This window comes from Dysosmobacter acutus, assembly GCF_018919205.1.
Classification (GTDB): domain Bacteria; phylum Bacillota; class Clostridia; order Oscillospirales; family Oscillospiraceae; genus Oscillibacter; species Oscillibacter acutus.
Map to the genome: position 1 here is coordinate 1398626 of NZ_JAHLQN010000001.1, position 14571 is coordinate 1413196.

10 protein-coding genes, 2 tRNA genes and 2 rRNA genes are annotated in these 14571 nt (G+C 57.3%); 10 read left to right on the forward strand and 4 right to left on the reverse strand.

From position 1 onward, the window contains the following. Positions 1-158 precede the first annotated feature (158 nt). From KQI82_RS06790 to KQI82_RS06825, 8 genes are all read left to right on the forward strand, one after another. Positions 159-3007: ribosomal RNA gene (locus KQI82_RS06790) — 23S ribosomal RNA — on the forward strand. 221 nt (positions 3008-3228) lie between these two features. Continuing rightward, positions 3229-3303 (forward strand) — tRNA-Glu (locus tag KQI82_RS06795). A 40-nt stretch (positions 3304-3343) separates the two neighbouring features. Beyond that, positions 3344-3419: transfer RNA gene (locus KQI82_RS06800), tRNA-Lys, on the forward strand. A gap of 132 nt (positions 3420-3551) precedes the next feature. Then, a 5S ribosomal RNA gene (rrf, locus tag KQI82_RS06805) occupies positions 3552-3667 on the forward strand. Between the two features lie 229 nt (positions 3668-3896). Further along, positions 3897-4166, forward strand: a complete 270-nt coding sequence (locus tag KQI82_RS06810; protein WP_216632099.1) for a hypothetical protein — start codon at positions 3897-3899, stop codon at positions 4164-4166. A 270-nt stretch (positions 4167-4436) separates the two neighbouring features. After that, positions 4437-4841, forward strand: coding sequence for a DUF2752 domain-containing protein (locus KQI82_RS06815; RefSeq protein ID WP_216632100.1), 405 nt, complete (start codon positions 4437-4439; stop codon positions 4839-4841). A gap of 226 nt (positions 4842-5067) precedes the next feature. Beyond that, complete coding sequence (gene tdh, locus KQI82_RS06820; protein ID WP_216632101.1) at positions 5068-6102, forward strand: L-threonine 3-dehydrogenase; 1035 nt, start codon at positions 5068-5070, stop codon at positions 6100-6102. 16 nt (positions 6103-6118) lie between these two features. Further along, positions 6119-7306 carry a glycine C-acetyltransferase gene (locus KQI82_RS06825; protein ID WP_216632102.1) on the forward strand — a complete coding sequence of 396 codons (1188 nt, stop codon included), beginning with the start codon at positions 6119-6121 and terminating at the stop codon, positions 7304-7306. Between the two features lie 39 nt (positions 7307-7345). Here the strand turns inward: KQI82_RS06825 and KQI82_RS06830 are convergent, their stop codons facing one another. The 4 genes from KQI82_RS06830 to KQI82_RS06845 all read right to left on the reverse strand — a co-directional run bounded on the left by KQI82_RS06830 (position 7346) and on the right by KQI82_RS06845 (position 12588). Beyond that, entirely contained in the window at positions 7346-8320 is a 975-nt protein-coding gene (locus KQI82_RS06830) for a nucleoside hydrolase (protein ID WP_216632103.1), read from the reverse strand. Positions 8321-8418: 98 nt separating this feature from the next. Next, positions 8419-10338: an ABC transporter ATP-binding protein gene (locus KQI82_RS06835; protein ID WP_216632104.1), complete on the reverse strand. Its 1920-nt coding sequence runs from the start codon at positions 10336-10338 to the stop codon at positions 8419-8421. Continuing rightward, complete coding sequence (locus KQI82_RS06840; protein WP_216632105.1) at positions 10338-12086, reverse strand: ABC transporter ATP-binding protein; 1749 nt, start codon at positions 12084-12086, stop codon at positions 10338-10340. The genes KQI82_RS06835 and KQI82_RS06840 overlap by 1 nt, the downstream gene beginning before the upstream one ends. A gap of 43 nt (positions 12087-12129) precedes the next feature. Beyond that, positions 12130-12588: a MarR family winged helix-turn-helix transcriptional regulator gene (locus KQI82_RS06845; protein ID WP_216632106.1), complete on the reverse strand. Its 459-nt coding sequence runs from the start codon at positions 12586-12588 to the stop codon at positions 12130-12132. A gap of 222 nt (positions 12589-12810) precedes the next feature. Between KQI82_RS06845 and KQI82_RS06850 the strand changes: the two genes are divergently transcribed. Together KQI82_RS06850 and KQI82_RS06855 are read left to right on the forward strand one after the other, a co-directional pair. Continuing rightward, on the forward strand, positions 12811-13299 hold the full coding sequence (locus KQI82_RS06850; RefSeq protein ID WP_216632107.1) for an RNA polymerase sigma factor: 489 nt from the start codon (positions 12811-12813) through the stop codon (positions 13297-13299). Next, positions 13283-14332, forward strand: coding sequence for a DUF4179 domain-containing protein (locus tag KQI82_RS06855; protein WP_216632108.1), 1050 nt, complete (start codon positions 13283-13285; stop codon positions 14330-14332). Before KQI82_RS06850 ends, KQI82_RS06855 begins: the two co-directional genes overlap by 17 nt. The last annotated feature ends 239 nt before the right edge of the window (positions 14333-14571 follow it).

Consider the following 14571-nt stretch of genomic DNA (forward strand, 5'->3'; position numbering starts at 1 on the left):
CAACAGAAGAGGTCTTCTGGACAAAAGTTCGGAAGGTAATTTAATTGTGGAACAACATCTGAAAAGATGAGGGTAACAATTACAATTTCAAAAAAAAGAATTCTGAGGAAGCCTGCATAATTCAACTAAGAGAACCAATTGAAAGATTGTTCGAAATAGGTCAAGCTAAAAAGAGCGCAAGGGGAATGCCTTGGCATCAGGAGCCGACGAAGGACGTGACAAGCTGCGATAAGCTTCGGGGAGGAGCAAATATCCATTGATCCGGAGATTTCCGAATGGGGCAACCCGGCAGAGCAATACTCTGTCAGCGTGCGTTGAATAAAATAGGCGTACGCGGGGAACCGCCTGAACTGAAACATCTAAGTAGGGCGAGGAAAAGACATCAACAGAGATTCCGTAAGTAGTGGCGAGCGAACGCGGAAGAGGCCAAACCAGAGGATTTATTCTCTGGGGTTGAGGACTCACAAAACGGCGCAATAGTTTAGGAGAACGGCATGGGAAGGCCGGCCATAGCGGGTGAGAGCCCCGTATCCGAAAGATGAGTTGCGTCAGTGAGTATCCAGAGTACCGCCGGACACGTGAAACCCGGTGGGAAACAGGGGGGACCACCCTCCAAGCCTAAATACTACCTGATGACCGATAGAGGAGCAGTACCGTGAGGGAAAGGTGAAAAGGACCCCGGAAGGGGAGTGAAAGAGAACCTGAAACCTTGTGCTTACAAGCAGTCAAAGCACGTTAAAGTGTGATGACGTACTTTTTGTAGAACGGTCCGGCGAGTTATAGTAACGAGCAAGCTTAAGGCATTCAGTGCCGGAGGCGCAGCGAGAGCGAGTCTGAATAGGGCGTATGAAGTTCGTTGCCATAGACCCGAAACCGGGTGACCTATCCATGAGCAGGTTGAAGTGGGGGTAAAACCCCATGGAGGACCGAACCGACCCCCGTTGCAATGGTGGCGGATGACTTGTGGATAGCGGAGAAATTCCAATCGAACTCGGAGATAGCTGGTTCTCCCCGAAATAGCTTTAGGGTTAGCGTTATGTTAGATTACCGGAGGTAAAGCACTGAATGGTCGAGGGGTCGATAAGATTACCAACGCCTATCAAACTCTGAATGCCGGATAATTGATGCATAGCAGTCAGACAGTGTGAGATAAGTTTCATTGTCAAAAGGGAAACAGCCCAGACCCACAGCTAAGGTCCCTAATGTATGCTAAGTGGAAAACGATGTGGAGCTGCAAAAACAACCAGGATGTTGGCTTAGAAGCAGCCACTCATTAAAAGAGTGCGTAATAGCTCACTGGTCGAGTGGTTCTGCGCGGAAAATATAACGGGGCTAAGCATACAACCGAAGCTTGGGATGCGTGTGAAAACGCGCGTGGTAGGGGAGCGTTGTGTACGGGGTGAAGTCTGAGCGGAAGCACAGGTGGACTGTACACAAGTGAGAATGCCGGAATGAGTAGCGAGAATTATGTGGGAATCATAATGGCCGAAAATCTAAGGTTTCTTGGGGAAGGTTCGTCCGCCCAAGGTAAGCCGGGGGCTAAGGCGAGGCCGAAAGGCGTAGTCGATGCACATACGGTAGAAATTCCGTAGCCACCGAACCTTAAGCATGAGGGACACTTTGAGATAGCAGAACCCGGGCGTTGGTAGCCCCGGGCGAAAGGGACCGAAAATATAGTAGGGAAGTCTGCGATGCTTGAAGGCGAGAAAAGCTCATGTGTATGCTAAGGTGCCCGTACCGCAAACCGACACAGGTAGATGAGGAGAGAATCCTAAGGCCAACGGGAGAAGGGTTGTTAAGGAACTCGGCAAGTTGACCCCGTAACTTCGGAAGAAGGGGAGCCCCGAAAGGGGCCGCAGTGAATAGGCCCAAGCAACTGTTTACCAAAAACACAGGTCTATGCTAAATCGAAAGATGACGTATATGGGCTGACGCCTGCCCGGTGCCGGAAGGTTAAGAGGAGATGTCAGGCCGCAAGGCCGAAGCATTGAATTGAAGCCCCGGTAAACGGCGGCCGTAACTATAACGGTCCTAAGGTAGCGAAATTCCTTGTCAGGTAAGTTCTGACCCGCACGAAAGGCGTAATGATTTGGGCACTGTCTCAACAGCCCGCCCGGCGAAATTGTAGTACTGGTGAAGATGCCAGTTACCCGCAACTAGACGGAAAGACCCCATGGAGCTTTACTGCAGCTTAATACTGGAAATCGGTAATTCATGTACAGGATAGGTGGGAGACTTGGAAGCTGGGCCGTCAGGTTCAGTGGAGTCGCCGGTGGGATACCACTCTTGGATTGCTGGTTTTCTAACCTGCGGCCCTGAATCGGGTCGGGGGACACTGTTAGGCGGGCAGTTTGACTGGGGCGGTCGCCTCCAAAAGAGTAACGGAGGCGCTCAAAGGTTCGTTCAGCACGGACGGAAATCGTGCAGTGAGTGTAAACGCATAAACGAGCCTAACTGCGAGACCGACGGGTCGAGCAGTAACGAAAGTTGGAGTTAGTGATCCGGTGGTATGTGAGTGGAAATGCCATCGCTCAACGGATAAAAGCTACCCTGGGGATAACAGGCTGATCTCCCCCAAGCGTCCACAGCGACGGGGAGGTTTGGCACCTCGATGTCGGCTCGTCGCATCCTGGGGCTGAATTCGGTCCCAAGGGTTTGGCTGTTCGCCAATTAAAGCGGCACGCGAGCTGGGTTCAGAACGTCGTGAGACAGTTCGGTCCCTATCTGTTGCGGGCGTAAGAGATTTGAAGGGAGCTGTCCTTAGTACGAGAGGACCGGGATGGACGTACCTCTGGTGCACCAGTTGTCCTGCCAAGGGCATAGCTGGGTAGCTATGTACGGACGAGATAAACGCTGAAGGCATCTAAGCGTGAAACTCCCCCTAAGATGAGATCTCTCACTCTATATGAGGTAAGGGCCCAGGAAGACTACCTGGTTGATAGGCCGGAAGTGGAAGTGCGGCAACGTATGCAGCTGACCGGTACTAATCGCCCGAGGGCTTGACCTACAATGAAAATGCAGGCGGCCTGAAATAGAAGGACATCATATCGTTGTTCGGTTTTGAGGGTGCATGGAGCGGCCATGAACCCCGTAAAGAGCAATGTCCACGTAAATCGGCATGCAAAGCAGCGCAGCGTTTGTGTGTCGAAAAGGAAGGGCAACGGAGCAATACGGAGTTTCCGCCGGGGGCGGAAATGAAGCGAGCGCAGTTTGCCCCGATGACGACGCGGCCCGTTGGTCAAGTGGTTAAGACAGCGGCCTCTCACGCCGTTAACATCGGTTCGAATCCGGTACGGGTCACCAGATCAAAGCAAGTTGCGGGGAAACCCGTATTGACGAATATGCGCCTTTAGCTCAGTTGGTAGAGCAACTGACTCTTAATCAGTGGGTCCCGGGTTCGAGTCCCTGAAGGCGCACCAAAGTCAGCCGTTGAGGGTTGAGAATGGGAAGCGAGCGGGAGTTTGCTTCCGGTTCTAAGTCCTCAAAAAGGGCTTGACAAGAGTCTCAAAAAACCTTATAATTTGTTTGTTTTCCGGAGCTTCCGGATGACAGTTGGTGCTGATTAGAGCGAGGGTCCACCCGTTCCCATTCCGAACACGGCAGTTAAGCTCGCTTCTGCTCACAATACTTGGCTGGAGACGGCCCGGGAAGATAGGTAGCGCCAACACGATAAGGCCGGACAGGGAAACCTGTCCGGCCTGCTTTTTTTGCAAGCATGCGCGGCCTTCCGCCGTTGCTTATGGAAGAGCTGCTTCTCCGCTCTTCCTTCCCGCGTCTGACGGAATATCCCGCCCTGCCTCCTGCCCGCTCGCCCCCCTCTTGTGCTTTCTCTTTGGGCATGCTATAATAGACTTAGTTTGATGCACTCTGGATTCACAATTAGGAGGATTACAAGTATGTTGGATTCAAAAACCACTGGGATCGTGGCGTATTTAACTTGGATTGGTTTGCTTATAGCATTGGTAGCAGGAGACCGGGAGGGCGCCAAGTTTCACCTGAATCAGGCGCTGGTGATTTGGCTGTTCGGCCTGTTGTCCGCTATTCCCTGCCTGGGGTGGCTGTGGGGGATCTTTATTTTGCTCTGCGCCATTATGGGACTGATCTATGCCATCAACGACGAAGAGAAGGAAGTTCCTCTGTTGGGCAGCATCCGGCTGCTGAAGTAAGTTGAGAAAGAGGGCTATGCAAATTTGCATAGCCCTCTTTTTACAGAAGGCAAAGATATCAGGTGATGGATACCTTCCATAGATTCAATGGTATTCCTCTGGAAAGTATATGGTACTGCCAATGGAGGACCTATCCCAGCCGAATACCCAATATGAGAAGTATCCAACCGCACTCAAAACAGGCCTGGCTTTTGGCATCTCATCAAATGTGTCAGACAGGGCTGACAGGAGTGCGTATAATCAACCCTTCATCGAAAGAGAGGGAAAGCTGTGAAGACAAAGGATGATGTGGTCTATTGGACGTTCTGGTGTTCCCTTACGGTGTTGGGGAGCCTGTTTTTACTCTGGCTCTTCCCATTGGGCCGTCCTGCGGTGCCAGAGTGCTGGTTTTACCGGCTCTGGCATGTGTACTGCCCCGGCTGCGGCGGGACCCGGGCGGTGATCGCCCTGCTGCGGGGACAGCTGCTCCGGTCGCTGTATTATCATCCGGCGGTGCTCTTTACAGTGGGGTCGGTGGCTGCCTATCTGTGCAGTCAGACCGTTTGGCGCCTGCGGGGCAGGCGGGGCTGGGTGCTGCGCTACAGCGACCGGTGGCTGTTGGCGCTCCTGGTGCTGCTTGTGGTCAACTGTGCCGCGCGCAATGTGCTCTGGTTTGGCTTTCAAATCCCTCTGTAACTGGAAATGAAGTGAGAAAAGACTGCGGCATCTGCCGCAGTCTTTTTCTGCCCTTGTGGGAAATTCACAAAATCGGTTTTAAAATCTTGTTTTTGATTCTGACACTGAAGCAAGTATGTCCTCATATGGAGAACAATTTAATAAAAAATGTATTGCCAATCAGAGAAGTTCGTAGTAAACTGGGCGTAGAAAGCATAGGAGAGTACTGGAAGGGAGAAACACGCATATGCAAAATTGGATGGACGCCATTGTCAAGCCCGCCGCCGCCCCGGGATTGGAGCTGCGGAAAGTTCCGGTGCCGGAGCCGGGGCCGGGCGAGGTGCTGATCCGCGTACATAAGACAGCCATCTGCGGTACGGATGTGCATATCTACGATTGGAATGAGTGGTCTGCCCAGCATGTGAAGCCGCCCATGGTGATCGGCCATGAATACGTGGGAGAAATTGCGGAGTTGGGCGCCGGCGTCACGGGGCTGCGCCTGGGCCAGCGGGTCAGCGGAGAGGGCCACATCACCTGCGGGCACTGCCGCAACTGTCACAACGGCAACATTCAGTGGTGCAAGAACACCAGCAGCGTGGGCGTGGACCGGGACGGGGCCTTTGCGGAGTATGTCTGCATCCCCCAGTCCAACGTGATCCTCATTGATGAGAATCTGCCGGAGGACGTGGTGTCCTTTTTTGACGCCGTGGGCAACGCCACCCATACGGCGCTGATGTTCGACCTGGTGGGCGAGGATGTGCTCATCACCGGAGCCGGCCCTATCGGCGTCATTGCCGTGGGCATCTGCAAATACGCCGGCGCCCGGCGGGTGGTGATCACCGACGTCAATGAATACCGCCTGGACCTGGCCCGAAAGATGGGGGCGGACGCGGCGGTGAACATCGCTAAGGAGGATATCCACGAGGTGATGCACAAGCAGGGCCTGACCGAGGGCTTTGACGTGGGACTGGAGATGTCCGGAAACGGCGGCGCCTTTGCCCAGATGGTGGGCGTGATGCGCAACGGCGGGAAGATATCCCTCCTTGGACTGGGCAACGGGCCCATCACGGTGGACATGAACGACATCATCGGCAAGGGACTGACGCTCCAGGGCATCTACGGGCGGAAGATGGATAACTGGCACAAGATGTCCTACATGGTGCAGGGCGGATTGGACCTGACGCCGGTGATCACCCACCGCTTCCATTATACGGACTTTGAACAGGGCTTTGCGGCCATGCACAGCGGAAGGTCCGGCAAGGTTGTACTGAACTGGATGTGAGAAAAGGAGGAAGACTATGAAAACCGCATTGGAAGACTACCGCGCAGCGCTGGAGGAGATTCGGGCCTCCGGTACCTACAAGGATGAGCGGATCATCACCACGTCCCAGCGCTCCCGCATCGACACCACCGCCGCAAAGCGGGTGGTAAACATGTGCGCCAACAACTACCTGGGTCTCAGCGACCATCCGGAGCTGATTGCCGCGGCAAAGACAAGTTACGATCAGTGGGGGTTCGGCCTCTCCTCCGTCCGTTTCATCTGCGGCACCCAGCAGATTCACAAGGATCTGGAACGCGCCATCGCCGACTTTGCGGGGACAGAGGACGCCATTTTGTATTCCTCCTGCTTTGACGCCAACGGCGGCCTCTTTGAGACGCTGCTTGGGGAGAAGGACGCGGTGATCTCCGACGAGCTGAACCACGCCAGCATCATCGATGGCGTCCGGCTGTGCAAAGCCCACCGCTACCGCTATCGGAACAACGACATGCAGGACCTGCGCGCAAAGCTTGTGGAGGCCCGCTCCGCCGGCTGCGAAAAGATATTGATCGCCACCGACGGCGTATTCTCCATGGACGGCTACATCGCCAATCTGAAGGGCATCTGCGACCTGGCGGATGAGTTTGACGCCATGACCATGGTGGACGACAGCCATGCCGTGGGCTTTATGGGAGAGCATGGCCGGGGTACCTGCGAGTACTGCGGCGTTATGGGCCGGGTGGACATCATCACCGGCACCTTCGGCAAGGCCATGGGCGGCGCCTCCGGCGGCTATACCGCCTCCCACCGGGAGATTGTGGAACTGCTGCGTCAGCGCTCCCGGCCCTACCTCTTTTCCAACTCCTTGGCCCCGGCCATCTGCGCCGCCACGCTTCGCACCATTGAGCTGCTGCGCGAATCCACCGCGCTGCGGGATAAGGTCCATGAGAACGCCAACTATTTCCGCCATGAGATGGAGCGGTGCGGCTTTGACCTGCTGCCCGGGGAGCATCCCATTGTGCCGGTGATGCTCTACGACGCAAAGACCGCCCAGGAGTTTGCCGCCCTGATGCTAAATAAGGGCGTCTATGTGGTGGGATTTTGCTATCCGGTGGTGCCCAAGGGGCGGGACCGGATCCGCACTCAGATTTCCGCGGGCCACACCAGGGAGGACCTGGACTTTGCCGTTCAGTGCTTCCGGGAGGTCAAGGAGGAAATGGGCCTCTAAACGAAAAAAGGAGGAAGGCATGCCTTCCTCCTTTTCTATTCAGGCTTTTGGCCCTTTGGCCATGGCCTCCTTCACCATGCGGTGGTAGAGGGCGCAGTCGGAGCCGTAGCTTACATAGGTGTTGACGGAGCGGTCGTTTTCGTTTCGGTGTTCCACAATGAGCATACCGTCGGCAAAGCCGCCGCTGATGTCGATGTTGCACTGCTGGCGCCGCAGGTCCGTGATCACGGCCGGGTTCAGGAGATAGGCGATGGCCAGAGGGTCGTGCACCGGCTCCAGAGTGCCGTCGCTCCAGCCCAGATGCCGGCTGGCCTCGGCCCGGATGCGGATCAGGTCGGCGGCAAAGGCGCCGGAAGCGGTGCCCAGGGCCTCCAGCTCATCGGCCTCGGCAAGGGTGAATGGGGATGCCATGGTGGCGTTGAGGGTGATGCAGGTGACCTTTACGCCGGAGTCTAAGACGATTTTGGCAGCCTCCGGATCGTGGAAGAAGTTGGCCTCCGCCACCGGTGTCACGTTGCCCATGTCCACGGCGCCGCCCATGAACACCACCTCGGCCACATGGTCTCGGATGCGGGGCTCCATGCGAAAGGCCATGCCCAAATTGGTGGGCGGTCCCACGGCCACAAGCGTCACCGGCTCCTGAGCGGCCATCAGCGTCTCCACCAGGAAGGAGACGGCGTGCTTGCTCTGCACACGGCCCCTGGCGGGCGGCAGAGGCATGGCGGCGGGGTGGATGGTGTACTCCACGCCGTCCTTGATGATGCTCACATCGTTGGGGATGTGACGGGCGGGCAGCAGGTGGCGGACCATGGGTTCCGGGCAGCCCTGATAGACCGGCACATCGGAGCCCAGAAGCTCTGCCACCTGAAGGGTGTTTTGCGCGCAGGCCTCCACCGGACGGTTTCCCCAGCAGACGGTGATGCCCAAGAGGTCAAAGGCGCCGCTGAGCACTGCCAGCATGATGGCGATGGCGTCGTCGCTGCCGGTGTCCACATCCAAGATCAATTTTCTCATGGAAAAACGCTCCCTTTCTTTTGTTGCATCCAGTATACATGATTTCGCTCCGCCGGGAAAGGGAAAAGTCAGGCAAATTTCTTTGCCTGACTTTTTCATCATCCGGCCTGACTGCCGGTATAGAGCTGATAATAACGACCCTTCTGCTCCAGCAGTTCCTCATGGGTTCCCCGCTCGATGATGCGGCCCTGTTCCAGAACCATGATGCAGTCGGAGTTTTGGACGGTGGAGAGGCGGTGGGCGATGACAAAGGTGGTCCGTCCGTACATCAATCCGTCCATGCCCTCCTGTACCAGCTTCTCCGTGCGGGTGTCGATGGAGGAGGTGGCCTCATCCAAAATCAGCACCGGGGGATCGGCCACCGCCGCCCGGGCAATGGCGATCAGCTGGCGCTGGCCCTGGGAGAGGTTGGCGCCGTCGCCGGTGAGCATGGTGCTGTAGCCGTCGGGGAGGCGGGTGATGAAGCCATGGGCATTGGCCAGCTGGGCCGCGGCCACACACTCTTCATCGCTGGCGTCCAGACGCCCGTAGCGGATGTTCTCCATCACCGTGCCGGTGAAGAGGTGGGTGTCCTGAAGGACGATGCCTAAGGAGGCGCGCAGGTCCGCCTTTTTGATCTTGTTGATGTTGATGCCGTCGTAGCGGATCTTGCCGTCCTGGATGTCGTAAAACCGGTTGATGAGATTGGTGATGGTGGTCTTGCCAGCGCCGGTGGAGCCCACAAAGGCGATCTTCTGGCCCGGGTTGCCGTAGAGCTTGATGTCGTGGAGGACCATCTTGTTCTCATCGTAGCCGAAGTCCACGTTGTCGAAGACGATGCTGCCCTGCACCTCCGTGTAGGTGACGGTGCCGTCGGCGCGGTGGGGATGCTTCCAGGCCCAGATGCCGGTGCGTTCGTCGCTTTCCTCCAGGGAGCCGTCCGCGCTGCGCCTCACCCGGACCAGGGTGACATAGCCGCTGTCCTCCTCGCTCTTTTCATCCAACAGGGCGAATACGCGCTGGGCGCCCGCCAGGGCCATGACCACGCTGTTGGCCTGCTGGCTGATCTGGGCCACGGGCTGGGTAAAGCTCTTGTTCAGCGTCAGGAAGGAGACCAGCGTGCCCAGCGTGAGGCCGGTGTAGCCGTTGACCGCCAGCAGCGCGCCCAACACGGCGCACAGCGCATAGCTGCAGTTGCCAAGCTGCGCGGCGGCGGGCATCATGATGTTGGCGAACTTGTTGGCGCTGTCGGCGCTCTGGCGGAGGTTTTCATTCAGCTCCAAGAAGCGGTCCAGACTCTCCTGCTCATGGCAGAAGACCTTCACCACCTTCTGGCCCTCCATCATCTCCTCCACATAGCCGTTGACCGCGCCTAAGTTTCTCTGCTGCTCCACAAAGTATTTGGAGGACTTGGCGGCCAGCTTTTTGCTGACAAACAGAATCAGTGCGATCATCAGGCAGGTGAGCACGGTCAAGGGGATGTCCAGAAGCACCATGCTGATGAAGACGCTGACAATGGTCACTGTGCTGGACACCAGCTGGGGAAGGCTCTGGGAGATCACCTGGCGCAGCGTGTCGATGTCGTTTGTGTAAACGGACATGATATCGCCATGGGCGTTTCGGTCAAAGTAGGAGATGGGCAGGCTCTCCATGTGGGTAAAGACCTGGGTGCGCAGCGTCCGCATGGTGCCCTGGGACACATTGATCATGATGCGGTTATAGCTCCAGGAGCAGAGAATGCCGAGACCGTAGATCACGGCCAGACGGCTCAGGGCCGACAGGAGCCCGGAGAAGTCCCGGCTGCCGCTGGACACCATGGGCGTGATATAGTCGTCGATAAGGCTCTGGAGGAACAGCGCGCCCTGAACGGTGGCCAAAGTGCTGCCGATGATGCAGCACAGGACCACCAGGCAGTGCAGCCAGTAGTTTTTGAACACGATTCCGGCAAGGCGCTTCAGAATTTTTCCGGGATTGTCCACATGGGGACGGGGGCCGCGCATGCGCCCGCCGGGGCCGCGCATGGTTCTCTGCTGTGCCATCAGTCCTCACCTCCAAGCTTGTCAAAGTCGCCGCCCTGGGTCTGACTTTCGTAGACCTCGCGGTAGATGGAGTTGCTCTGAAGCAGCTCGGCGTGGGTGCCGAAGCCGCTGACATGCCCGTCGTCCAACACCAGGATGCGGTCGGCATCCTGGACGCTGGAGATGCGCTGGGCGATAATCAGCTTGGTGGTGCCGGGGATCTCCTCCCGGAAAGCCTGGCGGATTTTGGAGTCCGTGGCCGTGTCCACCGCGGAGGTGGAGTCGTCCAGGATCAGGACCTTGGGCTTTTTCAGCAGCGCCCGGGCAATGCACAGCCGCTGCTTCTGCCCGCCGGACACGTTGGTTCCGCCCTGCTCGAGGTGTGTCTCATACTTGTCGGGCATCTTCTGGATGAACTCGTCGGCGCAGGCCAGACGGCAGGCCCGTTCGCATTCTTCCACCGTGGCGTTCTTGTCGCCCCAGCGCAGGTTCTCCAAAATGGTGCCGGAGAACAGCACGTTTTTCTGCAGCACCACGGATACCTGATTGCGCAAAGCATCCAGGTCGTAGCTGCGCACGTCCCTGCCGCCCACCTTGACGCTGCCCCCGGTCACGTCGTAGAGCCGGGAGATCAGGTTCACCAGGCTGGACTTGGCGCTGCCGGTGCCGCCGATGATGCCGATGGTCTCTCCGGAGCGGATGTGGAGGTCGATGTCCTGGAGCACCGGGGCGCCGGTGCCCTTTTGGTAGGCAAAGGAGACGTGGTCAAAGTCCACGCTGCCGTCGGGAATCTCCGTTTCAGGGCTCGGGGGGTTGTGGAGGTCGCTGGATTCATTCAGCACTTCCGAGATTCGCTGGGCGCTGGCGGCGGACATGGTGATCATGACGAAGACCATGGAGAGCATCATCAGGCCCATCAGAATGTTCATCACATAGGAGAAGAGCTGGGTCAGCTGACCGGTGGTCAGGCTGCCGCCCACGATCATCTGCGCGCCCAGCCAGCTCAGGCCAAGGTTGCAGCCGTAGACGGCCAGCATCATGGACGGGAAGGTAAAGGAGATGCGGCTCTCCGTTTTGACAAAGAGGCGGTAGAGATTGTCGGCGGCGGTACGAAACTTCTCATTCTCGTAGGCCTCCCGGACGAAGCTCTTCACCACCCGGATGGCGGAGACGTTCTCCTGCACGCTGGCGTTCAGGTCGTCGTATTTGCGGAACACCTGACGGAACATCCTGCTGGCCGGAACCATGATGGTGAGCAGCACAATGACCAGAAACACCATGGCAATCAGGAATACGGAGCTCAGGCGGGGGCTGATGGAAACAGCCATCACCAGGGCGCAGAGCATGGTCACCGGAGCCCGCACGCACATGCGCAGGATCATCTGGAAGGCGTTTTGCAGATTGGTGACGTCGGTGGTCAGGCGGGTGATAAGCCCCGCGGTACTGTATTTATCGATGTTGGAAAAGCTGAAGGTCTGGATGTTACGGTACATGTCCGCGCGCAGGTTGCAGGCAAAGCCGGTGGATGCCCGGGCGGCAAAGCGGCCGGCCAGAACACCGAACAGCAGCGCCATGCCCGCTGTCAAAATCATATACAGGCCGAACTGGTACACGTGCCCCACGTCGCCGGCCTCGATGCCCTGGTCGATGATCGAGGCCATCAGCAGCGGGATCAGCGTCTCCATCACAGCCTCCAGCACAGTGAACAGCGGCGCAAGGATCGAGTCCTTTTTGTATTGCCCGACCCGTGCGCTTAAGGTTTTCAGCATGAAGAATCCTCCTATTTCGAGTTGCGTTTCAGTGGAGAGAAGCTCACTCCACGTTCTTTTGTACCTTTCGGAGCAGACGCAGCAGCTCCTGCACCTCCTCATCGGTGAGCCCGGCGCGCATCAGCTGCTCAAGCTGTTCCATCCCCTGGGAGATTTGGTGGAACAGGCGGACCGATTTCTCAGTGGGCACGATTTTTTTCAGCCGCGCGTCCCTGGCCACCCCGGTCCGGGTGATCAGCCCGTTGTCCTCCATCAGCGTAAGCATCTTGGATGCGGTGGAACGGCTGATGGAGAACACGGCCTCAATATTGTGCTGAAAGACATCAAGGTCCTTGTGCATGCACAGATATCCGATGACCTGTCCCTGCATCTGAGTGACCTCCCGCTTCAACGCCATGTGGATCATGGCCTCCGCCCTGCGGTTGGTCTTGTTGGTCAGCACACGCAGCTGGTGGGAAATGGACTCCTGACGGAACGAGGCGCCGGTGTCCGGGCAAAACATGCAATCCCTCCTTTTTTTCGATTGTTTGCTTGCAAATTGTTTGCTGACAAACATTATAGCGCGGGAAAAGGGAATGTCAAGGAGAGACCTGTGAACTTTTTGAAAATAAGAAATGGGAGATTTCAGCGAAAGGATTTCCCGGCTTTGATCGTATTACAGGTGAAAGCGACATGGCCATGGCGCTGGGGCGGCGGGAAGCCGCGTGAAAAGGAGTGAACCGCGATGGATCAAAACACCCGGGCGGAGTATTTGGTGAATGCGTATGCGGATACCATTCTCCGGCTGAGCTACAGCTATTTGAAAAACACAGAGGACGCAAAGGACGTGTGCCAGAACGTACTGGTGAAGCTCATGTCAGAGGAACGGGACTTTGCAAACAAAGAGCACGAGAAGGCATGGATTCTGCGCACGACGGCAAATGCATGCAAGGACGTGCTGAAGAGCCCCTGGCGCAGAAGGACCTGCGACCTGGAAGCCTGCGCGGAGGTGGCGGCTCCTGAGCAGCCGGACGGCGCCGTGCTTGCGGCGGTGAATGAGCTGCCGCCCCGCTACAGGGCCGTGATCTACCTGTATTATTATGAGGGGTACCAGGCCGGGGAGATCGGCGGGCTTCTGGGCATCCCCACCGCCACGGTCCACACCCGGCTGGCCCGGGGCAGGGCAAAATTGAGAGATGTATTTGGAGGAGCAGCATATGGAGAATCTGTTTGAATACCGCAGGGAGATGGACTCCCTCCGCTTCAGCGACGAGGAAAAGGCCCGGCTGATCGGCGAGCTTGCCGTATCCCGGCCCACGGCCCGCCGCCGTCCGGTGAAGCGCATGGTCCTGGTGGCCGCCGCCCTGACAGCCGTCCTGGTGGTGGGGGCCGGAGCCACAGGCGTGCTGAAAAACGCCGTGGAGGTTTTTTCCCCGCTGTTGGGCGGCTCCGTGGCCCAGACGGAGGTTATTGACAAAATCGGCCGCCCCATTGATGCCGGCGATACGGACAACGGCGTGACCATCAGCGCCGACGCCATCATCGGCGACCGGTATAACGCCTGCATCGTCTACACCATCCGCCGGGACGACGGCACGCCTCTGCTGCCGGAAGGCGTCACCGCGAACCAGCTTTTGATGGGAGGAACCGGAGGGGCGGACCTGAATGTTTTCTGCGGCACCCACGGCAGCTCCTGGTTTGTGGATGAAGACCCCGCCGACAACAAGATTCAGATGATCCAGACCATCAGCGCCGACCGCTCTTTGAACAACTGCACCGCCACAGCGGAATTTGACGGACTGCGTCGCTGGGACGATGAAGCCGGGCAGGCGGTCTCGCTGATCGACGGACACTGGAAGTTCCGCTTTGACGTGGACTTTGAGGACGCGTCAGTGTCCTTGGGCGGCGGAGAGACCTTTGAGCAGGGCGGTATGACCTTCACCATCACGGATGTCCTGGTCTCCCCGGTGGCGGTCCGTGTGGAATACGAGGTGGACAGCGCGGCGGCCTGGATCGACGCGCCCAGCGGACAAATCAGCGACGAGGATCGGCGCACCCAGGAGCGCTACTTTGAGCAGGTGGAGATTCTGCTGACCAAAGCCGACGGCACGGTGATGGACCTCTCCTCCTCCGGCGGCAGCATCCGGCCCAAGGTGGAGAAGACCCGCTGCATCAAGGGCGAGGTGCTGGATCAGGTGATCCCCCTTGAGGAAATGGAGAGTCTGAGCGTGGGCGGAATTGTATTTCCCATTCAGAACAACGGCTGATCAGTCAGATCCGGTTTTCAACAAAAAAAGAGGTGAAACCATGTGGTTCACCTCTTTTTTTGTTTGTTTACCTGATAAAAAGTTAGATTTCTATTATAAGTAAACTTGAATATAACTATCTTCCTATCCACCAACAGCGGACACTGGTGAACTTTGCCAGTTCCTACAAAAAGAAAAAAACCGACAAAAAATCAGTGTACAAACGAAAAAATACCCTCTATAATTTTACTTATACCAGG

Bases quoted from the DNA above. Each gene is read 5' to 3' on its own strand.
- KQI82_RS06855 (WP_216632108.1), top strand. From the start codon at position 13,283: ATGGAGAATCTGTTTGAATACCGCAGGGAGATGGACTCCCTCCGCTTC.
- KQI82_RS06845 (WP_216632106.1), bottom strand. From the start codon at position 12,588: ATGTTTTGCCCGGACACCGGCGCCTCGTTCCGTCAGGAGTCCATTTCC.
- KQI82_RS06825 (WP_216632102.1), top strand. From the start codon at position 6,119: ATGAAAACCGCATTGGAAGACTACCGCGCAGCGCTGGAGGAGATTCGG.
- KQI82_RS06835 (WP_216632104.1), bottom strand. From the start codon at position 10,338: ATGGCACAGCAGAGAACCATGCGCGGCCCCGGCGGGCGCATGCGCGGC.
- KQI82_RS06850 (WP_216632107.1), top strand. From the start codon at position 12,811: ATGGATCAAAACACCCGGGCGGAGTATTTGGTGAATGCGTATGCGGAT.
- KQI82_RS06840 (WP_216632105.1), bottom strand. From the start codon at position 12,086: ATGCTGAAAACCTTAAGCGCACGGGTCGGGCAATACAAAAAGGACTCG.
- KQI82_RS06830 (WP_216632103.1), bottom strand. From the start codon at position 8,320: ATGAGAAAATTGATCTTGGATGTGGACACCGGCAGCGACGACGCCATC.
- KQI82_RS06810 (WP_216632099.1), top strand. From the start codon at position 3,897: ATGTTGGATTCAAAAACCACTGGGATCGTGGCGTATTTAACTTGGATT.
- tdh (WP_216632101.1), top strand. From the start codon at position 5,068: ATGCAAAATTGGATGGACGCCATTGTCAAGCCCGCCGCCGCCCCGGGA.